The organism is Rhodospirillaceae bacterium, assembly GCA_028819475.1.
In the GTDB taxonomy this organism is placed as follows: domain Bacteria; phylum Pseudomonadota; class Alphaproteobacteria; order Bin65; family Bin65; genus Bin65.
In genome coordinates this window covers 1-20,485 of sequence record JAPPLJ010000047.1, presented here as the reverse complement: position 1 = coordinate 20,485, position 20,485 = coordinate 1, and the positions used below count along the sequence as shown (strand labels likewise).

The following is a 20,485-nucleotide window of genomic DNA, read 5'->3' as shown; positions in this document are numbered from 1 at the left end:
CTACGGACAGGTTGAGAATCCCCTTTCGCAGAGAAATCCTCTGAAGAGGGGGAAGTGGCCGAGCGAAGCGAGGTCGATGGGGGTGCCTCCACGCCTGCAGGGCAGTGCCGGTGTCACCGCACCCCCACCTGACCTCCCCCTCTGAAGAGGGGGAGGGATAGGAGAGCGTCCCTTGGCGGATACTTGCGGCATTTCGCAGAGATATCCCCAAGGGGAGGGGGATTCGAGCGGCGCCCTCGCGGGATGTGCGGCATTGTCAGGAAATGTCATGTTTTGTCATGGCCGGGTCCGGTGGCCGGGATGATCGGCACCGAATGAATGTTCATATAATGTTCTCTACGCGGTTGTCAACCCGCGAATGACGCAAGGCGGCGGACCGGGCGACGGCGCGGCCATCCGGACCGGCAATCCCCGCGCCGCGCGGCGGTCCGCCGGGGACGCCGGGCCGAAGGAGACCCTCCCGACGCCGGCGCCCGCCGCCGCCTACTGCGTCAGCACCGCGCCCGGATCGCCGACATCGACCACGCCGATGGCGCGGTGGGCCTTGTAGCCGAGCACTTCCTGGACGCGCTTCGGGAAGCCGCGGACCTGCTCCAGCGGCACGGTGAGGAACATGTTTTCCTCCGTGCGCAGCCAGCCGACGACATAGCCGACGAACATGCCGCGCCGCGCCTCGGCTGCCGTCCGGTTGGCGCCGCCGCCGTGGATCGTCGAGCCGAGATAGAGCAACGCCGAGCCGGCCGGCATCTCGGCCTGGAGGATTTCCGCCGGCTCCGGCTCCCGGTCGGCCGGCCACAGGTGGCTGCCGGGCACGACCTGCGTCGCGCCGTTCGCCGCCGTGAAATCGGTGAGCGCGACCATCGCCTCGACCTCGAGCTGGGCGCGCGGGCCCCCGGCGATCTGGGCCGCGATCAGCGGCCCGAAGCGCCAGGCATCCTCGTCGCGGTGCAGGCGCTGGGCGGTCTCGCCGGGCCGGATCTCGATGAACTGGCCGGTGTTGAACAGGTAATCGAGGCAATGGGGCAGCAGGTAGTGGTCCGCCAGGCCGGTCAGCACCGGCGCCTGCATCGCTTCGACGAAGGCGGCCGACTTGCCGGGCAGGCCGTCGAAGCGCACGGTCGTCGCGCCGTAGAATTCCTCCATCGCCGGCATCGTCGGACGGCGCACGCCGGGCGCCAGCGTTTCGACGATCCGGTCGAAATCCGCATTCAGCGCTGCGAGCTGCCCCGGCGCGAGAAAGCCCTCGACAATCGCCGCGCCGTCAGCATCGAGCGCGGCGATGAAGTCGTCGAGCGGGGCAGTTGCGGGCAATCGGGCAAGGCTGGCGATCATTGCGGTCTCCGCTCCTGCAACGGCTGTGCGCCATTTTTCCACGAGTCGGCGGCAAGGGAAACGAATTCGCCCGGACAGGCGCAGGAGCTCAGGCGCGCGTCGCCGCAAAAAATTGTCTCTACCCGGATCCGGCCGGTTGGGCCAATCTGCGATCCGCAAGGCGCCACGCCACCGGGGGAAGATATGCCCGCGCTGCCCCACTACCGGGTCTACGCCATCAAATACGCCGAACGGATCGGCCGGCGCGCCGAGGTGTTCCTGGGCGGCGACCCGCACGACGGGCCGATGGCGATGGACTATTTCGTCTGGGCGGTCGTCGATCCGGCGGGCGACCGGGCCTGGGCGGTCGATACCGGCTTCAGCGCGGCCGATGCTGCGAAGCGGCAGCGCATCCATCTGCGCGGCGCGGCGGAGGGGCTGGCGCTGATCGGGCTGGACGCGGCGGCGCTTGCGGACGTCGTCATCACCCACATGCACTACGACCATGCCGGCGGCTTCGCGGATTTCCCCGCGGCGCGCTTCCATCTCCAGGACGACGAGATGGCCTTCGCGACCGGCCGCTGCATGACCGAACCGTCGATCGCCCACGCTTTCGAGGCCGACCATGTCGCCGCCATTGTCCATAACGTGTTCGAGCGCCGGGTCGCCTTCCATGATGGCGACGGCGAGCTGGCGCCGGGGCTGGCGCTCCACCGGGTCGGCGGGCACACCAAGGGCATGCAGATCGTGCGGGTGCACACGACGAAGGGCTGGATGGTGCTGGCCTCGGACGCGGCCCATTACTACGAGAACCTCGCCGACCGGCGGCCGTTCTGGATCGTCCACAATGTCGAGGACTATCTGGCGGCGCTGGACCGGGCGCTGGCGCTGGCGGACGAACCGGGCCTGGTGATCCCCGGCCACGACCCGCTGGTCTTCGAGCGCTTCCCGCCGGCGAGCGACGACCTGAAGGGGATCGTTCACCGCCTCGCCTAGGCGTCGTTTCCGGCTGTCGGCCCGACTGTCGTTCCGTTTCGAAATTCGATACTTGACTCGTATCGATAAATCCATTGACTATGCGCACAAATCGGAACAAACAGGGGGAAAATACCGTGCGCAATATTTTCACGGCGGCGCTGGCGACGGGAGCGGTCCTGATTGCCGGCTGCGCAACGCCTCATCTCGATATCGCCGAACCCGACGAGCGCCAGAAGGCGGAAGCGGAAGCGACGCTGAAGCACGCCCGGATCGGCCCGCCGCGCAATGTCGCCGCCGACCGGATGGTGCCGACGGTCAGACGCGTCATACGGCGGGTCAGGCTCGCCTCCCATGCCGTCTGCACGGATCTCAAGCTGCCCGAAGAGCGGTGCAAGCCGATGCTCGAAGCGAAGGTCTTGGTCCATACGAAGAAGAAGGACATCAACGCTTTCGCCGACGATGACGACAATGTCGGCGTTTACGGCGGCCTCGTGCGCCACATGGGAACGGACGCCGAGATCGCGGGGGTGCTGGCGCACGAATTCGCCCACGTCATGTATGGCCATGTCGAGAGCAAGAAGATCAACGCGTTTATCGGCGGCCTGATCCTGGGCGGCCTCGCAGCGGCCGCATCGGCCGCCGGCGGCGGAGAAAACCAGCAACTGGTTCGCGATTCGACGAGCCTGGGATGGGAAATCGGCGCAACCGCTTACAGCCCCGAAATGGAAATCGAGGCCGACCGGACGGCCGTTTACATCCTCCACAGAGCCGGGTTTCCGCTCAACGCGTTGCAAAGCGCGCTGTTGCGCATGAACCGCGCCAGGGCGGAGCGGTCGTCCGGCACGTTCTCGGGAACCGTCGGTTTCCTCGAGACGCATCCGAGCAACGACCGCCGCCACGCGCACCTGATATCCGCGATGGAGGACGTCCGGGCGGGCAAGCCGCTGAAGCCGGTGGAAGAGGAATAGGCGGGCCTGCCTGTAGCCGCCCGTTGCCGTCCCTATCCGCCATTCCGGCCGGAATTTCCTGACCGGACCGTCATTTCGACCGAGCGCAGCGAGCGGAGAAATCTTTCCGGCACGGCGGAACGGTCGGGGCACGCAGCTGAAAGATATCTCCACTCCGCCCCGGATCGGATCCGGGGCTACGGTCGAAATGACGGGGCAGCTTTTCTTTTGGCGAGACGACCGTATGGCCGATCACCCGCTGCCCGCCATCCGCGCCGCCGCCTGCAGGAAGCCGACCAGGTCGTCCGTGGAATGGTGGATATAGTCGGCGTCGTGGCCGTTCATGGCCCAGTCGCTGTCCGTGCGGATATGGACCGTCGTCATGCCGCGGTCGTGGGCCGGCTTCAGGTTGATCGCGATGTCCTCGACCAGCACGGTTGCGCCCGGATCCATTCCGTGCCGGTCGAGGAACAGGTCGTAGAACGGGTCGAGCGGCTTGGGATCGAAGCCGGCGGCGGCGATATCGAAGATGTCGGCGAAAAGCCCGGCGACGCCGAGCCGGTCGAGCACCGCCTCGGCATGTTTCACCGAGCCGTTGGTGAAGATGTATTTCGGGCCGTCCAGCCGCCCCAGCACCGCCGCCAGATCGCTCGACGGCGGGACCGGGCTGTAGTCGATATCGTGGACGTAGTCGAGGAAGTGGTGCGGATCGATGCCGTATTCCTGCATCAGCCCCTTCATCGTCGTGCCGTATTGCCGGAAATAGCCCTTCTGCATCCGGCGCGCCGCGTCGTGCGGCAGGTCCAGCGTCTCGGCGATGTAGGCGCCGATCCGCCCGTCGACCTGGGCGAACAGGTTGCATTCGGCCGGATAGATCGTGTTGTCGAGATCGAACGCCCAATGGCCGATATGGGACAGGTCGGGCACGGGCGGCGCGGCCTCGCCTAGTCGGCGCGAATTAGGGTGCCGGTGCCGCTTTCGGTGAAGATTTCCAGCAGCATGGAATGGGGCACCCGGCCGTCCAGGATCACCGCGGCCTCGACCCCGCCCTCGATCGCGCGGATGCAGGTCTCGACCTTGGGGATCATGCCGCCTTCGATGGTGCCGTCCTCCATCAGCGCGCGCGCCGCCGCGATCGTCAGTTCGGGAACGAGGTCGCCGGCCTTGTCGAGCACGCCGCGCACGTCGGTGAGCAGGAACATGCGGATCGCTTCGCTGGCGGCGGCGACGGCGCCGGCGACCGTATCGGCGTTGATGTTGTAGGTCTCGCCCCTGGCGCCGATGCCGATCGGCGCGATGACCGGGATCAGGCCGCTGTCCAGCAGGTCTTCGAGGATTTCGGCATCGACGGCTTCCGGCTCGCCGACGAAGCCGAGATCGAGGATGCGCTCGATGTTGGAATCCGGGTCGCGCCGGCTGCGGGTCAGCTTCTTCGCGCGGATCAGGCCGCCGTCCTTGCCGCTCAGGCCGACCGCCCGGCCGCCGGCCTTGTAGATCGACTGCACGACCTGTTTGTTGATCGAGCCGGACAGGACCATCTCGACGATGTTGACGGTCTCGGCGTCGGTCACCCGCAGGCCGTCGACGAACTCGCTGGTGATGTTCAGCCGCTCCAGCATTTTGCCGATCTGCGGCCCGCCGCCGTGGACGACGATCGGGTTCACGCCGGCATGCTTGAGCAGCACGATGTCGTTGGCGAAATTGTCGGACAGGCGCTGATCGCCCATCGCGTGGCCGCCGTATTTGATCACGAAGGTCTGGCCGTCGTACCGGCGCAGATAGGGCAGGGCCTCGGTCAGGGTCCGCGCCGTGCGCAGCCATTGCTTGGCTTCGGTCAGGTTGAACTTCCGGTCAGCCATGGGGCGGCCGTTCCTGTCTGCTGTTCCGGCGGCGATCGTAACGGAAGATGAGGCGAGCGTTTAGGCCGGGAGCGCGACCGTGGCAAGGGCGGCGCGCAATTCGGCGATGCCCCGGTCCTTTTCCGCGCTGGTCGCGGCGATATCGGGATGGCAGGCCGGATGGCGCGCCGCGGCGCGCGCCGTCTCCGCCAGGCAGGCCGCAAGCTCGCTCTCGTGCAGCTTGTCCGACTTGGTGAGGACGATCTGATAGGAGACGGCCGAGATGTCCAGCAGTTCCATGATCTCCCGGTCGCCGGGCGTCAGGCCGCGGCGCGCATCGATCAGCAGGCAGACCCGGCGCAGGCCGGCCCGCCCGCGCAGATAATCGCGGATCAGCGCGTTCCAGCGCCGAACCTTGTCCTTCGACGCCCGGGCGTAGCCGTATCCCGGCAGATCGACCAGATACAGCCGGCCGCCGAGATCGAAGAAATTGACCTGCTGCGTCCGGCCCGGCGTGTTCGAGGTCCGGGCCAGCGCCTTGCGGCCGGTGAGCGCGTTGATCAGGCTCGACTTGCCGACGTTGGACCGGCCGGCGAAGGCGACCTCGGGCAGCGCATCCGGCGGCAGGCCGGCGACCCGCACGACGCCGGCGACGAAGCTGCATTGCTGCGCGAAGAGCAGGCGGCCGGCTTCGAGAGCGGAGGCTTCGGCGTCTTCGGCTTCGGGATGCGATACGGCGTCGGCCATGGGCGCCCGTTGCGGTCCGGCTATGGCCCGGCTACTTGCGTTTGCCGCGCCCGCCGGTGCTGCCGCGGCGGCTCCGCCCGCCCTTGGCGCGGCCCTTGCCGGACTTGTCGGCCGGCGGCTTGTTGCGGCTCTGCTTGCTGCGGCCCGGATTGGCGCCGGCGCCGGCCGGGGCGGCCGCCTTGCGCCGGGCCGGCTTTTTGGCTTCCGCCGCTTCGTCGTCCGCGGCGTCCCCGGAGTCCCCGGCGGCTCCGGCGTCGCCCTCGACGGGAACGAGGTCGCGGATATTGCCGGCGCCCTGCTTCTTCTCCCACACGCCCATGCGCTTCATGATCACCCATTGCTGGCCGATCGAGAGCGTGTTGTTCCAGGCCCAGTAGATGATCAGCCCGGCCGGGAAGATCGCCAGCATGATGGTGAACACGAAGGGCAGCGCCATGAAAATCTTCTGCTGCATCGGATCGGCCGGCGGCGGATTGATCTTCTGCTGCAGAAACATCGTCAGCCCCATGATGATCGGCCAGATGCCGATATCGACATAGGGAATGCCCGACGGCCCCCAGGGCAAAATGCCGAACAGGTTCACGATGGTCGTCGGGTCCGGCGCCGAGAGATCCTGGATCCACCAGAAAAACGGCGCGTGGCGCATGTCCACGGCGATGAACAGCGTCTTGTAAAGCGCGAAGAAGACCGGGATCTGGAGCAGGATGGGCAGGCAGCCTGAGGCCGGGTTGATCTTCTTTTCCTTGTAGAGCGCCATCAGCTCCCGGTTCATGCGCTGCTTGTCGTCGGCATAAAGCTCGCGCAGCTTCATCATTTCCGGCTGCAGCTTCTTCATCCGGCTCATGGAGCGGTAGGAGCGGTTGGCGAGCGGGAAGAAGACGATCTTGACCAGGATGGTCACGATCAGGATGGCGACGCCGAAATTGCCGACATAGCCGAAGATAATCTGGAGCAGCCAGTAGAAAGGCTGGGTCAGGAAGAAGAACCAGCCCCAGTCGACCAGCCAGTTGAACCGCGGGATGCCGAATTCCTCCTCATAGGATTTGAGGGCGGCGGTTTCCTTGGGCCCGGCCAGGATCCGGAGCGTGCGCACGGTCTCCCCACCCGGTGCGATCCGGAGGTCGTTCTCGGTCTTGAAATAGGTCCGGAAGACGTCCTCGTAGCCCTCGAACTTGTCCCGGTGATCGAAGGTGAATGCGTATTTTCCCTTCTGGTCCGGCGCCAGCGCGACCGCCCAGTACTGGTCGCTGAAGGCCGTCCAGCCGCCGGTCGTGCGGTAGGTCTGGGACTCGTCCCTGATGTCCGAATAGTCCAGGGGGCTGTCGAAGATCTCCTGTCCGACCGTGATGTAGTTTTCCTCGCCGGGCTCCTTGATCGTCGCATGGCCGCTTTCGCTGAGGATGAAGAAGCCGAAGGTTTTCGGTTCGCCGTGGCGGTGGATGAAGCCGGTCGGGCGCAGCACGAAGGGCTGGCCGCTGCGGTTCATGACCCTGCGTTCGACCGTCACGAGGTATTTCCGGTCGATCGAATAGGTGCGGCGGAATTCGACGCCCTCGCCGTTCGTCCAGCTCAGCGTTACCGGCTTGCCGACTTCGAGCGTGTTGCGGTCGGCCTGCCAGACGGTATCCGGGCCCGGCACGACGCCCTCGCTGCGGCCCGGCACCTCCCAGGTCATGCCGACATAGTAGGCGCCCTTCGTGCGGCCGGGGCGCAACAGGTGGATCCGCTCCTGCTTCTTGATGGTTTCCCAGTGTTTCTCCAGCGTAAGGTCGTCGAAAATCGCGCCGATCCGGCAGATCGACCCGGTGACGACGTCGGTCCTGATGGCGATTCGCAGGGACTGGCCGTCGCTGCTCCGGCATACGGCCAGGGCCTCCTTGCGCGGCAGGATCGGCTTGTCGTCGACGACGCGGACCGGGGCCTTCGAGCGCGATGGTCCGGCGCTGTCCTGACCCTGCTGCACATCGGACTGGCCGCCGCTGTCCCGCTGGCCGAGCTTCTCCTGCGGGGCGAAAATGATCTGGAACCCGAAGATGATGGCGATCGAAAACAGGATCGCCATGATCAGGTTGTGGCTGTCCGTCCGTTCAGGTCCCACGCGACGGCTCCATCGGACGGCGCGGCGGCACCGGGTCGTAGCCCGATCCGCCCCAGGGATGGCAGCGGCTGATCCGCTTCAGGCCGAGCCAGCTGCCGCGCAGAGCGCCATGCTCCCGGACGGCATCGGCCGCGTATTCCGAGCAGGTCGGCGCAAAGCGGCACTGGCGGCCGAGCAGGGACGACAGGGTGAGCCGGTAGCCCTGGATCGCGATCAGGATCAGGCGCGCAGCGGGGCTCGGCGACAGTGCGGCGGCGGGCGGCATCGGCTCAGGCGGCCTCCCCGCGCGCCGGGGCCACCCCGGATTCGCCGGCCGGGCGGCGCAGTTTCTTCAACCGATCGAGGGCCTGGTACAGATCGCGCTGCAGGTCCGGCCACGGCCGGGTCAGCGTGGCCCGGCGCGCGATCAGCACATAGTCGGCGCCGGGCTTCGCCAACCGCCTCAGGCTGCCGGTGGCGAGCGCCCGGAGCCGCCGCCGGGCGCGGTTGCGCTCAACGGCGTTGCCGACCCTCTTGCTGGCGGTCAGCCCGAAGCCGATGTCCGCCGGTTTTTCCATTCGGGCCGTTCCGGCGTCGCGCACCGCGCAGGCCTGCAGGACCAGCCCCGGCGCAATCCAGCGGCGGCCCTTGTGCCGGACGCGCAGGAATTCCGGGCGTCGCCGGAGACGCCGAAGGGTCGGTTCTGCTGCCATCCTCACGGGCTTTCCGCTGGCCGGATTGTGGGCGATCTGCCGATAGCGCTGCGGTCTTGCGGTGCCGCCCCGGGCGCTCGGGCGGCGGGTCAGGCCGAAAGCCGCTTGCGGCCCTTGGCGCGGCGGCGGGCCAGAACCTGGCGGCCGGCCTTTGTCGCCATGCGTGCGCGGAAGCCGTGACGCCGTTTGCGCACCAGCACGCTGGGCTGGTAGGTGCGTTTCACCGTACATACTCCATTGATTTTGCGGCGCCGCGCCGGGTTTCCGGCCGACGCATGCTGCCGGCAAACCGCCGGCGGCGGCCCTGTTTGTCGAAGGGATCGCCGGCGCGGCAGGCGCCTGAAAACCGTTCTGCGGGATATACGGATGCGGCGCCGGTCGGGTCAACACGGGGGCGCCGGGGCGGGCGGCGACGAATCCGCACGTTTCCGTGACTTGAACCGCCGCGACGCGCGCCAAAGTCCCCTGTTGCGCATGCCGCCGGTGTTTCCGGCAGGGCCTAGCCCGGATTTCTCACCACGGTCACGGCCTGCGTCGCGTCCGGACGTTCGACCCGCCAGAAGCGGGCCGAAGCGCGTAGCGGGGACTACGGGCGAGGCCCGCGACGCCGCGGGCGGGCGTCCGGTCGCGACCCGAAGGGCGGCGCTGTCGAGCCGGCAGGGGGCGTCAAGCCGCTTGCCCGATGTCCCCGCATCGCGCGGCGCGGCTTTCCTGCCCTGCCGGCTCGACAACGCCGCGCAGGTCATGACTGTGGTGAGAAATCCGGGCTAACCGTCCGGTGAGGACGATTTGCACTGTCGGATCGCCGTCCGCCGCGCTATGGAGCAGTGTTGTGACCAAGCCGGATACCGCCGTTCCGTGACCGAGCCGCCGAACAGCCCCCCACAGACCCCGCCGAACGACCGGCAGCCCGCTCGGCAACCCGCCCGGCAACGCTGGGCGCGCGTGCTGCCCCTGGTCGTCCTGTTGTGCGGCCTCGCCCTGTTCCTGGCGATGGGCTGGCACCGCTACATCAGCTTCGAGCAGTTGCGCGAGCATCGCGAAGCGCTCGAACAGTGGGTCGCCGCGCGCGGCATCCTGGCGCCGGTCATTTACGGGCTGGCCTATGCCGTCATGATCGCCTTCTCGATCCCCGGCGGCGCCGTGGCGACCATGGTCGGCGGATTTTTCTTTGGTCTGGTGACCGGCTCGATCGCCGTCGTCGTCTCCGCAACGGTGGGTGCAACCATCGTGTTTCTCGCCGCCCGCTCCGCCCTGGGCGCGATCCTCCGCCGCAAGTCGGAAGGCTGGCTGCACCGGATGGAGGAGGGCTTCCGGGAAAACGCCTTTTCCTACCTGATGGTCCTGCGCCTGATTCCGCTCTTCCCCTTCTGGCTGGTCAATCTGGTCCCGGCCTTCCTGGGCGTCGGCCTGCGCACCTATGTGATCGCCACCTTTTTCGGCATCATGCCGGGATCGATCGTCTATGTCAGCCTGGGCAACGGGATCGGCGCGCTGCTCGAGAGCGGCCGGTCGCCCGATCTCGGGATCATCTTCAGGGCGGAAATCCTGCTGCCGCTGGTCGGCCTGGCGATCCTGTCCATGCTGCCGGTCGTCTACAAGCGCTATCAGCGCCGCAAGGCAGGCGGCAAGCCGGATGCAGCGCCCGGCGATTGACGGCCCGCCATGAAAGGCCGCGACGGGACGGGCCGCGACGGGACGGGCCGCGACGCCTCCGCCGTCAACAGTCCCGGAAACGGCCCCGGAAACGGCGGACACAACGCGCGGCGGCAGCCGGCCTGGAGCACCGGCCTGTCGACCAAGCTGCTGATCCTGACGGCAATCTTCGTGATGCTGGCGGAAGTCTTCATCTATCTGCCGTCGATCGCGCGCTACCGGCAGGTGTATCTGGAAAACGTCCTGTCAGACGCGCATCTGGCGACCCTGGCGCTGGACGCCGCGCCGGACAACATGGTGAGTCCGGACCTCAGCCGCCGGCTGCTGTCGCATGCCCGCGCGCTGGCGATCGTGCAGCGCCGGGCGGACGGGTCGCGGCACCTGATCACCGCCGGCATGCCGCCCAGGGTGACCGGGCGCGTCAGCCTCGGCAATCCGGATTTCCTGCGTCTGATCTGGGACGCCATCGCCACGCTGGCCGGAGGCGGCGGCGAGGTGCTGCGCGTCGTCGGCCCGTCGCCGCGCGACCCGGCGACCGCCCTTGAAGTGCTGATTTCCGATGCGGCGCTGCGCCAGGGCATGCTGGAATATTCCCAGCGCATCCTGATCCTCTCGCTGATCATCTCTTTCTTTACGGCGTTGCTGGTGTTCCTGACCCTGCATTGGCTGATCGTGCGGCCGGTCCAACGCCTGACGGACAACATGGTCCGGTTCAGCGACGACCCGATGGACGAGGCGGGCATGTTGCCGCCGACCGGCCGCCTGGACGAAATCGGGCTGGCCCAGGACGAATATGCCCATCTGCAGCAGAATCTTCTGACCACCCTGCGCCAGAACGAGCGCCTGGCGGCGCTGGGCGCAGCAATTACGCGGATCAACCACGACCTGCGCAACATGCTCGCCGCGGCGCAGCTCGTTTCGGACCGGCTCGCCGGCAGCGAAGACCCGGGCGTCAAGCGGATCGCGCCGACCCTCGTGCGCTCGATCGACCGGGCGGTCCGCCTGTGCACCCAGACCCTGGATTTCGCCCGCGATTCGAAAGCGACCCGCCGGGCCGAATATTTCTTCCTCAACGAGCTGACCCTCGAACTGGCGTCGCTGCACGGCGCCGAATATCCCGGCACCGCATTCGTCAGCGATATGGCCGGCGACCTGACGATCTTTGCCGATCGCGGACAGGTCTTCCGCGCACTGTCCAATCTCATGCGCAACGCGGCGCAGGCCGGCGCGCAGACGGTGACCGTCGGCGCCGAGGCGGCCGCCGGCCTGGCGACCATCGATATCCGGGACGACGGGCCCGGGCTGCCGGAAGACATCCGGCAATCCCTGTTCAAACCGTTCATCACTCGGCCCGGCGCGGCCGGCACCGGGCTCGGCATGGCCATCGCGCACGAAATCGTTTCGAGCCACGGCGGCGTGATCGAACTGGTCGCGACCGGACATGCGGACACCCATTTCCGCATCAGCCTGCCGCAGGGCGCGGCACCGCCGGTCGAAGATGCGCCGGCCGAAAATGCGCCGGCCGAAAATGCGCTCGCCGAAAATTCGCCGGGCTAGAGCCTGCCCGTTCGTCTCGAAACCGCCGGCGCGATTCAAGACGCCCCTTTGACTTCTCTCAGGGCAGGCCCTTCGATACGCCGCCTGCGGCGGCTACTCAGGGTGACGGTAAGGTGTTGGCTGAGTCCGCCGAAAACCCCAACCCCTCATCCCGAGTAGGCCCCGCAGGGGCCGTATCGAGGGGCCTCACGCCGGCGGCGCATTGAGAAACGCCAGGAAGGACAGGAGGCCGATCAGGCTCACGAGGAGGGCCCCGGCGAGATTCATCGTGTGGCGGAACCGGTCGGCGCGCCCGGCCCCGCCCGACCTGTCCACAAGGCGCATGGCCGTCTGCCGCGCCAGAATGGCGCCGACTCCCAGCGCACAGATGCTTGCGCCGATCCCCAGCGACATGGCCGCGACCAGAAGGATTCCCGGATAGATCATGTCGTTGGCCACAGCGTACAGCATGACCAGCACGGCGCCCGGACAGGGGACCATGCCCGCCGCAAGCGCGACGAGACCGCCCTCGAAAACGCCGCCGTGAGGGTGGGCGTGCCCGTGCTTGTGTGCGCGTGCGTGTGCGTGCCCGTGCCCGTGTTCATGCCCGTGTTCATGCCCGTGTTCATGCCCGTGCTCATGCCCGTGCTCATGCCCGTGACGATGGCCGTGTGGGTGGGCGGCCGGGCCGCCGTTCGTGCTTCGCACCAGACCGCGTACGGCGTGCCAGAGCATGTACAGGCCGATGGCGAAAATGATGAGAAAGCTCGCCGCGCGCACCCCCGGCAATTCGGAAAGCCCGACGCCGAAACCGGCGCGAACCGCAAGCTCCGCCAGCCACACGATCACGACGGCCGCGATGACATGGACGACCGCGATCTGCGCGGCCATCGCCACGCCGCGCGCGACCCGGACCTCCCGTCCCAGGAAATACGAGACGATCACGAGTTTGCCGTGTCCGGGCCCGAAGGCGTGGACGGCGCCGTAGGCGAACGCGAAAGCGAGGGCGAGCAGGAAGGAAGGCAGACTGCCGCCTTGCCCGATCGCCCGCATACTGCCGGCGATTTCGGCGTTCAGGCGGCGCTGGAATTCGACGATGGGCCCGGCGGAGCCGCCGCGATCCGCAGCCCGGGCGTCGGCAAGCTCCATTGCCGCGCCCTGCCCGGCAGCCGCGGACGGCGCCGGCAGTTCCGCCGTGAGAAATGCAAGGGCGGCGACCGCCGCCAGCGCAACGGCCAGGGCAAACCGGCCGCGGGCGGAACGTCGAAAAGCCACGGTTCAACCCCGGCAGCGCCGCGCCGAACGCCGGCGATGTATCTTCGATGCCATGAACGCTCTGTCCCCCGGAGGCCGGCCACCTGCCCCTTGCAAAATGGTCGAATCAATCACGTTTTTCCAGACGCCGCAAAATGCTCTACTGTGGCCGCAAGAGCGACTCCGGGCAGAGGCAGGATCCGCGATATGAGCGTCCAGGGCGACGCGCCGGCGGCCGGCCGGCGGCTGACCGCACCCGATATCGGCGCGCGCAAGGGCGGCACGCCGGTGGTCTGTCTGACCGCCTATACGACGCCGGTCGCCCGCCTGCTCGACCCCCATGTCGACCTGCTGCTGGTCGGCGACAGCCTGGGCATGGTGCTCTACGGGCTGGACAGCACGCTCGGCGTCACCCTCGACATGATGATCGCCCACGGCCAGGCCGTGATGCGCGGCTCCGAGGCGGCCTGCGTCATTGTCGATATGCCGTTCGGTTCCTATCAGGAATCGGCGGCGCAGGCCTTCCGCAACTGCGCCCGGGTGATGACCGAAGTCCGCTGCCAGGGCGTCAAGCTCGAAGGCGGCCGGGACATGGCGGAAACCGTGGACCATCTGGTCCGGTGCGGCATCCCGGTCATGGGCCATGTCGGCCTCACGCCGCAGTCGGTGAACGCGTTCGGCGGCTTCAAGGCCCAGGGGCGCGACGAGGAAGCGGCCGCGCGCATCGCGGCGGACGCGGCGGCCATTGCCGAGGCCGGCGCCTTCGCCATCGTTGTCGAGGGCGTGCCCGAACCGCTGGGTCGCCGGATCACCGGGGACATCGCTGTGCCGACCATCGGGATCGGCGCCTCGCCGTCCTGCGACGGCCAGGTCCTCGTGACCGAGGACATCCTCGGCCTGTTCGGGGAATTCCAGCCGAAATTCGTCAAGCGGTATGCCGAGCTCGCGCCGGCGGTCGGAGACGCCGCGAAACGCTATGCGGCGGAAGTGCGCGCCCGCGAGTTTCCGTCGGCCGAATTCTGTTTCGGCGCCGCGAAGCCGGCCTGACACGGTTTGCGGCCGATGGTGGCGTTCTGCACCCGGGTGGTCCGGTCGATTCCCGCGCTGCGCGATACGGTGGCGCGCTGGCGGCGCAGCGGCGAAACGGTCGGCCTGGTGCCGACGATGGGCGCGCTGCACGAAGGGCATGTCGAGCTGGTGCGCCGGTCGCGCGCGCAATGCGACCGCACGGTCGTCTCGATCTTCGTCAACCCGACCCAGTTCAATCCCGACGAAGACCTGGACCGCTATCCCCGCCAGGAGGAGGACGACCTGACGGCCTTGTCCGAGGTGCGCGCCGATCTCGCCTTCATCCCGGTGGTCGGCGACATCTATCCCGATGGCTTCGCGACCGCCGTTCATGTCGACCGGGTGACGACCGGCATGGAAGGCACCGTCCGTGTCGGCCATTTCGACGGCGTCGCCACGGTGGTCTGCAAGCTCTTCATGCAGGCGCAGCCGGACAAGGCCTTCTTCGGCGAGAAGGATTATCAGCAGCTCATGACCGTCCGGCGCATGGTGCGCGACCTCGACATGCCGGTCACGGTCGTGCCGGTGCCGACGGTGCGGGAGGCCGACGGCCTCGCCCTGTCGTCGCGCAACGCGTATCTTTCGCCGGAGCAGCGCCGGATCGCGGCGGCGTTCAACCGTATCCTGCGGGAAACCGCCCGGGCCATCGCCGGCGGCCGCGCCATCGACGCCGCAACGGCGGCGGCGCGCCAGGACCTGCTGGACGCCGGGTTCGACGCCGTCGACTATGTCGAGTGCCGCGGCGCGGCGGATCTCGCCGTGCTGGAGACACTGGACCGGCCGGCCCGCCTGCTGGCGACGGTGCGCCTCGGCCCGACCCGGCTGCTCGACAACGTCCCGGTAGACTGATTCAGGTGGATTGATTCAGGCGGACCGATCCCGGTCAGCCCACCCGGTCCGTCCCACGGCCCCGCAGCGCCGGCAGCAACAGCACCAGCGCGATGGCGCTGAGGACCAGGGCCAGCGCCAACAGTTCGCGCCAGCCGAAGGGCTCGCCCAGCAGCAGCGCGCCGCTGGAGACGCCGATCACCGGGATCATCATCGTGCCGATCGAGGCGACCGTCGCCGGCATGACGTGCACCACGCGAAACCACAGGGCGTAGCCCATCACCATGCCGACGAACAGGACATAGAGCCCGGCCAGCGTTGCCTCGACGCTCGCCCGGTGCAGGACGAAGGGCTCGCTGACCGCCGCGATCAGGCCAATCGGGAACAGGCCGATCAACAGCTGCCACCCGGCCAGCGCGTTCATCGAGACGTTCCATTCGTGATGTTTGATGACCAGCGTCCCGCCGGCCCAGGTGACCGAGGCCAGCAGGATGAAGATGAAGCCGAGCGGCCGCCCGCCCTGCCACAGGTCTCCGGTTGCGCCGAAGCCGGCGGACAGCAGGACGGTGACCCCGGCGAGTCCCAGCGCGATGGCGACCACCACGCGCACCGTGATCCGTTCGCCGAGAAACAGGCCCGCCAGCAGGGCCGTCCACACCGGCAGCGTGTAGCAGACGATGGCGGCGTGGCCGGCGCCGACGATCTGCAGGCCGAATCCGGTCAGCACATGCCAGCAGGTCATGTTCAGGAGGGACGCCGCGACCAGGCGCGGCCAGATCCGGCGCGGCGCCTTCCAGCGGCTGCGGTCCTGCACGATGCCGAGACCGAGCAGAACCGCGCCGGCGACGGCGCAGGTCAACGCGCGGAACTGCCAGACCGGCAATTCCAGGAACACGATGCGCATGGCCGGCCAGCTCGTGCCCCAGACCATCCAGAGGAACACCAGCATGACCAGGCCCCCGAGCGGGACTGCGGCCCGGGGGACTGGGGCGCGGGGGACTGCAGCGCGGGGCGGCGCCGGACGGGAGCGCTCGGGCATCGGGGTCAGCGGGGCCCGGGCGCGCGCCGGCCGGCCACCGGATCGCCGGGCGGCACCAGCAGGACCAGGGCGACGGCGCCTACGATCAGCGCCAGCGCGATCAGGTCGCGCAGGCCGAACGGCTCGCCGAGCACGACGACGCCGCTGACGAAGCCGATGACGGGGACCATCAGCGTGCCGATGGCCGAGACGGACGCCGGGAAGATTTTCACCACGGTGAACCAAGCGAAATAACAGAACACCAGGGCGATCAGCACCAGGTAGGCGGTCGACCACCAGACGGCGGCGCCGGCATCGCCGTAGTCGAAGCTGCCCAGAACGAGCCAGATCGCCACGATCGGCGCCGAACCCAGCAGGAGTTGCCAGCCGCCCAGTGCGACGACGCCGATCCGCCACGGCGTGTGCTTCTGGATCAGCACGCCGACCGCCCACAGGGCCGCGCCGACGAGCGTGAGCGCAAAGCCCAGCGGCTCCGCGCCGATGACGCTGAAATCGTGGGACATCAGCACGGCAACGCCGGCCGCACCGAAGGCCAGCGCGGCGATCCGCCGGCGCGTCATCGCCTCGCCGAGGGCGAGCACGCCGAAGACGGCGGCGAACAGGGGCATGGTGAAGGCCATGATGACGGCATGGCCGGCGCCCATCATCGATACGCCGAAGCCGATGAGGACGAACCAGCTCGTGATGTTGAACAGCGCCGCCAGGCAGAGCCGGGGCCACTCCGCGCGCGGCGGTTTCCAGGCCTCGCCGGACGACCCGCCGACGGCGACCGCGAGGCCGAGCAGCAGCAGGCCGGCGGCGATCCCGGTCAGCGCCCGGAACTCCCAGACCGAGACTTCCGACACGATGATCTTCATGAACGGCCAGTTCACGCCCCAGCCGAACGCGACGCCGGTCAGCAGGACATAGCCGCGCGCCGGATAGGACGTAAGGGCGTTGCCGGCCACCTAGCCGGGACCGCCGCGGATCGGCGCCACATACTGGGCTTCGGTATCCCAGGGAAAGTGGATCCAGGTGTCCTGGCTGACCTCGGTGACGTAGGAATCGACCATCGGCCGGCCGGCCGGCTTGGCGTAGACCGTCGCGAAATGGGCCTTGGGCAGCTTGTCGCGAACCACCTTGGCGGTTGCGCCGGTATCGACCAGGTCGTCGACGATCAGCAGGCCCTCGCCGTCGCCCTCCACCGCCTTGAGCACCTTGACCTCGCCCTTGACCTCGTCGTCGTAGGTCGAGACGCAGAAGGTGTCGATCAGGCGGATATCCAGTTCGCGGGCGACGATGGCGGCTGGCACCAGGCCGCCGCGGGTCACCGCCACGACGCCCCTGACATGGTTCAGGCTGCTCAGGCGCCACGCCAGCGCCTTGGCGTCGCGATGCAACTCCTGCCACGAAACCGGGAAATGGCGGGTATAGCCCTGCTGCGGTTCGGCGGTCCTCTCGGCGTCGGACATGCCGGTCTTTCCTTCCCCGGTTGCGCGCTGAGGGCGGATATAGGCGCAGGCGCGCACGGGAAGCAAGGTGACGGCTTTGCCGGCGCGCTGGCCGGAAGTTGCGGCGCGTAGGCTACACCGCGAGGACGACCCGCCCGACGATCCGGCCGGCCTTCATGTCGTCCAGCGTTTTCTGCGCCTCGCCGAGCGGGCGGCGCTCGACCGGCAGAGCGGGGATTTTGCCGGCGCGGGCGAGCGCCATGAGCTCGGTCATTTCCGCCGGGCTGCCGACATAGCTGCCGGTCAGCGTCATGGCCGTCAGCGGCAGGAGCGGCACGGACAGCGGCAGCGACCCGCCCATCAGGCCGACGACGACAACGGTGCCGCGCCGGGCGACGGCCTTCATCGCGAAGCCGAGCGACGCCGCCGCGCCGACGAAATCGACGACCGCGGGCGCGCCGCCGCCGGTCAGCTTGCGGATCTGCCGTGCCGCGTCCGCCGCGCCGCTGTTGACGACATGGTCGGCGCCCCGGGCGGCCGCCGCCTCCAGCTTGGCGTCGTCGATATCGCAGACCGTGATCGTCGCGTCCGTGACGTTGCGGGCGATCGCCAGCCCGGCGAGGCCGACGCCGCCGGCGCCGATCAGCACGATATGGCCGGCGCCGGTCTTCGCGGCCTTGCGCAGCGCCGAAAAAGCGGTGAGGCCCGAACAGGCATAGGTGCAGGCGATTTCGACCGGCACGGCGCCGTGATCGAACAGGTATTTCGCGTGGGGCACGATGAGGCGGTCGGCAAACCCGCCGTTCCGCGTGACGCCGAGCGAGCGGTTGTCCGGGCAGAAATGCTCGTCGCCCGCCGCGCAGACCGGGCAGGCGCCGCAGCCGATCCAGGGATAGACCACGACGCTGTCGCCGATTGCGACGCCGGACGCCGTCTCGCCCGTCGCGATAACCGTGCCGGCGATCTCGTGCCCCAGGCAGAAGGGCAGGTCGCAATTGACGGTCAGATCCGCCTTGCGGCCGCCGCCGAGGTCGAAATAGCCGTCATGGATGTGCAGGTCGCTGTGGCACACGCCGCAGCCGGTGACCCGGAGCAGCACCTCGTCGCCAACGGGCTCCGGCGTCGGCAGGTCCATCTCGACCAGGGGTTGGCCGAATTCGACGATGGCGCAGCAGCGCATGGCGGGCTCCGTTTGACGGGAATCGGGATTGTGGCGCCCCTGTTAGCGCATCGCTTGGGAATTGCGAAGAGAGCGCGGCAGGATGCGCCGGCGGGCCGGTTTCCCTCGACCCGGCGGCCCATGGCCAGCATAGTGTCGCCCGGATTCATTCGGGGATTCACTCGGGGATTCATTCAGGGGTTCATTGAGGGGACAGACGATGTCTCGTTTCGCGCTCGATCATGCGTCGGCTGAATACAAGGAGGCCCGCGCCCGGCTGCTCGTCGCCGAGGGGGCGCTGCGCGACCGGGCCGAGGAAGTGGCCGCCCTGCGCCGCGCGCTGCCGGCCGATACGCCCGTGCCCCAGGACTATACCTTTGCCGAACTGGTCGGCGGCAAAAGGCGGACGGTGACGCTGTCGGACCTGTTCGGCGCCCAGCCGACATTGATCCTGATGCATTTCATGTGGGCGCCGGCCGACGACGAACCCTGCCCCATGTGCGCCCTGTGGGCCGACGGCTATGACGGGGTCCAGCCGCATCTGCGCCGGCGCACCGCCTTCGCGGTCGCGGTCAAGAAGGATATCGAATCTATGGCCGCCTTCGCGGCCCGGCGCGGCTGGACCGGCCTGCGCCTGGTCTCCTCGGCGGGCACGAGCTTCAACCGCGACTTCGGCATGGAGGACGAGGATGAGGGCCAGCGGCCGGGCGTCAGCGTCTTCATCCGGGCGGATGACGGCAGCGTCCGGCACTTCTACACGGTCAGCGCCGGTCTCGGCGACGGCAGCTTTCGCGGGATGGACCTGCTCAGCCCGGTCTGGAACTATCTCGACCTGCTGCCGCACGGGCGCGGGGAATTCATGCCGAAAATCGCCTATTGCGCCGGGGCCGCCGCCTGATATGAGGCGGCACGAGACGGCGCGCCGACAGCAAGGGGAAACGGATCATGGCCACCCGGCAACCGGAGGACGGCGGCGCCGTCGAGGCGCTCTGGCGCTATCCCGTCAAGTCCATGGCCGGCGCTTCGCTCGATGAAGCGGCGGTCGGCGACGGCGGCATCCTGGGCGACCGCGCCTATGCCGTGATCGACCGGACCAGCGGCCGGGTGGGGAGCGCCAAGTACCCGAAGAAATGGGCCGGACTGATCGCGCTTGCCGCGGATTTCGTCTCCTCGCCGCAGGCCGCCGCGCCCCCGCCGCCGGTGCGCATCGTCTGGCCCGACGGCACGGCGGTTGCGAGCGACGGGGGAGAAGCGGACGCGCGCCTCTCCGAAACCCTGGGGCGGCCGGTCAGGCTCACGGCGCAGCGCCCGGAAACCGTCAGCGTCGAGCGCCTTGACCCGCTCGCCGACGAGGAGACCGTCGTCGATATCGGCGCACTGATGATGGCGGGCCGGTTCTCCGACTACGCCGCCCTCCATCTCATCACCACGGCGACGCTGGCGCGCCTCGCCGAACTCCGCCCGGAGTCGGCCTTCGACGTCCGCCGCTTTCGCCCCAATGTCGTGATCGCCTCGCCCGAGGGCGCGCGGGGCTTCGCCGAGAATGGCTGGGTCGGGCGGGAGCTAACGATCGGCAGCGACGTGCGCCTGCGGATTTCCGATCCGGCGCCGCGCTGCTCCGTCCCGACGCTGGCCCAGGAGGGACTCCCGCGGGACCCGCAGGTCCTGCGCACCGTCGCCGAACACAACACGGTCCCCGTCCCTGCCCTCGAAAATGAGCCGCTCCCCTGCGCCGGCGTCTACGCCTTCGTCATCCGCGGTGGCACGGTGAAAAAGGGCGACCCGGTGCGGATCGACGGTTAGCGGTAACGGGATTCGACGGAGAAGGCGCGGCGTCCCCCCTCCCCTTGGATTCCTCTGCAAAAGGCCGGTAGGGAGGGATCTGGCGTTAGTTTTGTGGCGAT

General features: G+C 68.5%; 21 protein-coding genes. 8 read left to right on the top strand and 13 right to left on the bottom strand.

The window, feature by feature from the left end; translation table 11 throughout:
* Positions 1-483: 483 nt before the first annotated feature.
* On the bottom strand, positions 484-1,332 hold the full coding sequence (locus tag OXM58_14050; protein MDE0149489.1) for a phytanoyl-CoA dioxygenase family protein: 849 nt from the start codon (positions 1,330-1,332) through the stop codon (positions 484-486).
* Positions 1,333-1,515: 183 nt separating this feature from the next.
* Between OXM58_14050 and OXM58_14045 the strand changes: the two genes are divergently transcribed.
* The gene (locus tag OXM58_14045) at positions 1,516-2,307 is read left to right on the top strand and encodes an N-acyl homoserine lactonase family protein (GenBank protein ID MDE0149488.1); all 792 of its coding nucleotides are present in this window, start codon (positions 1,516-1,518) and stop codon (positions 2,305-2,307) included.
* A gap of 116 nt (positions 2,308-2,423) precedes the next feature.
* The gene (locus OXM58_14040) at positions 2,424-3,257 is read left to right on the top strand and encodes a M48 family metallopeptidase (protein MDE0149487.1); all 834 of its coding nucleotides are present in this window, start codon (positions 2,424-2,426) and stop codon (positions 3,255-3,257) included.
* A gap of 231 nt (positions 3,258-3,488) precedes the next feature.
* On the opposite strand, the gene OXM58_14035 is transcribed toward OXM58_14040, so the two are convergent.
* The 7 genes from OXM58_14035 to rpmH form a co-directional block, all read right to left on the bottom strand.
* Positions 3,489-4,163 carry a pyrimidine 5'-nucleotidase gene (locus OXM58_14035; GenBank protein ID MDE0149486.1) on the bottom strand — a complete coding sequence of 225 codons (675 nt, stop codon included), beginning with the start codon at positions 4,161-4,163 and terminating at the stop codon, positions 3,489-3,491.
* A gap of 17 nt (positions 4,164-4,180) precedes the next feature.
* A complete protein-coding gene (argB, locus tag OXM58_14030; protein ID MDE0149485.1) occupies positions 4,181-5,095 on the bottom strand; it encodes an acetylglutamate kinase in 915 nt (304 codons plus the stop codon).
* A 60-nt stretch (positions 5,096-5,155) separates the two neighbouring features.
* Positions 5,156-5,821: a ribosome biogenesis GTP-binding protein YihA/YsxC gene (gene yihA, locus OXM58_14025; GenBank protein MDE0149484.1), complete on the bottom strand. Its 666-nt coding sequence runs from the start codon at positions 5,819-5,821 to the stop codon at positions 5,156-5,158.
* A 31-nt stretch (positions 5,822-5,852) separates the two neighbouring features.
* Positions 5,853-7,919 (bottom strand): membrane protein insertase YidC, encoded by a 2,067-nt coding sequence (gene yidC, locus OXM58_14020; GenBank protein ID MDE0149483.1) that lies wholly within the window; start codon positions 7,917-7,919, stop codon positions 5,853-5,855.
* Positions 7,909-8,184 (bottom strand): membrane protein insertion efficiency factor YidD, encoded by a 276-nt coding sequence (gene yidD / locus OXM58_14015; protein ID MDE0149482.1) that lies wholly within the window; start codon positions 8,182-8,184, stop codon positions 7,909-7,911. Before yidD ends, yidC begins: the two co-directional genes overlap by 11 nt.
* A gap of 4 nt (positions 8,185-8,188) precedes the next feature.
* Entirely contained in the window at positions 8,189-8,611 is a 423-nt protein-coding gene (gene rnpA, locus OXM58_14010; GenBank protein MDE0149481.1) for a ribonuclease P protein component, read from the bottom strand.
* 89 nt (positions 8,612-8,700) lie between these two features.
* On the bottom strand, positions 8,701-8,835 hold the full coding sequence (rpmH, locus tag OXM58_14005; protein MDE0149480.1) for a 50S ribosomal protein L34: 135 nt from the start codon (positions 8,833-8,835) through the stop codon (positions 8,701-8,703).
* Positions 8,836-9,469: 634 nt separating this feature from the next.
* On the opposite strand from rpmH, the gene OXM58_14000 reads away from it, so the two are divergent.
* Positions 9,470-10,267, top strand: a complete 798-nt coding sequence (locus tag OXM58_14000) for a TVP38/TMEM64 family protein (protein MDE0149479.1) — start codon at positions 9,470-9,472, stop codon at positions 10,265-10,267.
* Between the two features lie 9 nt (positions 10,268-10,276).
* The gene (locus tag OXM58_13995) at positions 10,277-11,824 is read left to right on the top strand and encodes a HAMP domain-containing sensor histidine kinase (GenBank protein ID MDE0149478.1); all 1,548 of its coding nucleotides are present in this window, start codon (positions 10,277-10,279) and stop codon (positions 11,822-11,824) included.
* 186 nt (positions 11,825-12,010) lie between these two features.
* Here the strand turns inward: OXM58_13995 and OXM58_13990 are convergent, their stop codons facing one another.
* On the bottom strand, positions 12,011-12,952 hold the full coding sequence (locus OXM58_13990; GenBank protein MDE0149477.1) for a hypothetical protein: 942 nt from the start codon (positions 12,950-12,952) through the stop codon (positions 12,011-12,013).
* 312 nt (positions 12,953-13,264) lie between these two features.
* Here OXM58_13990 and panB point away from each other — a divergent pair, with 312 nt between their 5' ends.
* Both panB and panC read left to right on the top strand, forming a co-directional pair.
* Complete coding sequence (panB, locus tag OXM58_13985) at positions 13,265-14,104, top strand: 3-methyl-2-oxobutanoate hydroxymethyltransferase (GenBank protein ID MDE0149476.1); 840 nt, start codon at positions 13,265-13,267, stop codon at positions 14,102-14,104.
* Between the two features lie 15 nt (positions 14,105-14,119).
* Entirely contained in the window at positions 14,120-14,974 is an 855-nt protein-coding gene (panC, locus tag OXM58_13980) for a pantoate--beta-alanine ligase (GenBank protein MDE0149475.1), read from the top strand.
* Between the two features lie 34 nt (positions 14,975-15,008).
* On the opposite strand, the gene OXM58_13975 is transcribed toward panC, so the two are convergent.
* From OXM58_13975 to OXM58_13960, 4 genes are all read right to left on the bottom strand, one after another.
* Positions 15,009-15,902, bottom strand: a complete 894-nt coding sequence (locus tag OXM58_13975) for a DMT family transporter (protein ID MDE0149474.1) — start codon at positions 15,900-15,902, stop codon at positions 15,009-15,011.
* Between the two features lie 95 nt (positions 15,903-15,997).
* Positions 15,998-16,939 (bottom strand): DMT family transporter, encoded by a 942-nt coding sequence (locus tag OXM58_13970; GenBank protein MDE0149473.1) that lies wholly within the window; start codon positions 16,937-16,939, stop codon positions 15,998-16,000.
* Positions 16,940-17,443 (bottom strand): xanthine phosphoribosyltransferase, encoded by a 504-nt coding sequence (gpt, locus tag OXM58_13965; protein ID MDE0149472.1) that lies wholly within the window; start codon positions 17,441-17,443, stop codon positions 16,940-16,942.
* A 112-nt stretch (positions 17,444-17,555) separates the two neighbouring features.
* Positions 17,556-18,602 (bottom strand): alcohol dehydrogenase, encoded by a 1,047-nt coding sequence (locus OXM58_13960; protein MDE0149471.1) that lies wholly within the window; start codon positions 18,600-18,602, stop codon positions 17,556-17,558.
* Between the two features lie 199 nt (positions 18,603-18,801).
* On the opposite strand from OXM58_13960, the gene OXM58_13955 reads away from it, so the two are divergent.
* Positions 18,802-19,479, top strand: a complete 678-nt coding sequence (locus OXM58_13955; protein ID MDE0149470.1) for a DUF899 family protein — start codon at positions 18,802-18,804, stop codon at positions 19,477-19,479.
* 47 nt (positions 19,480-19,526) lie between these two features.
* Positions 19,527-20,384 (top strand): MOSC domain-containing protein, encoded by an 858-nt coding sequence (locus OXM58_13950; protein MDE0149469.1) that lies wholly within the window; start codon positions 19,527-19,529, stop codon positions 20,382-20,384.
* The last annotated feature ends 101 nt before the right edge of the window (positions 20,385-20,485 follow it).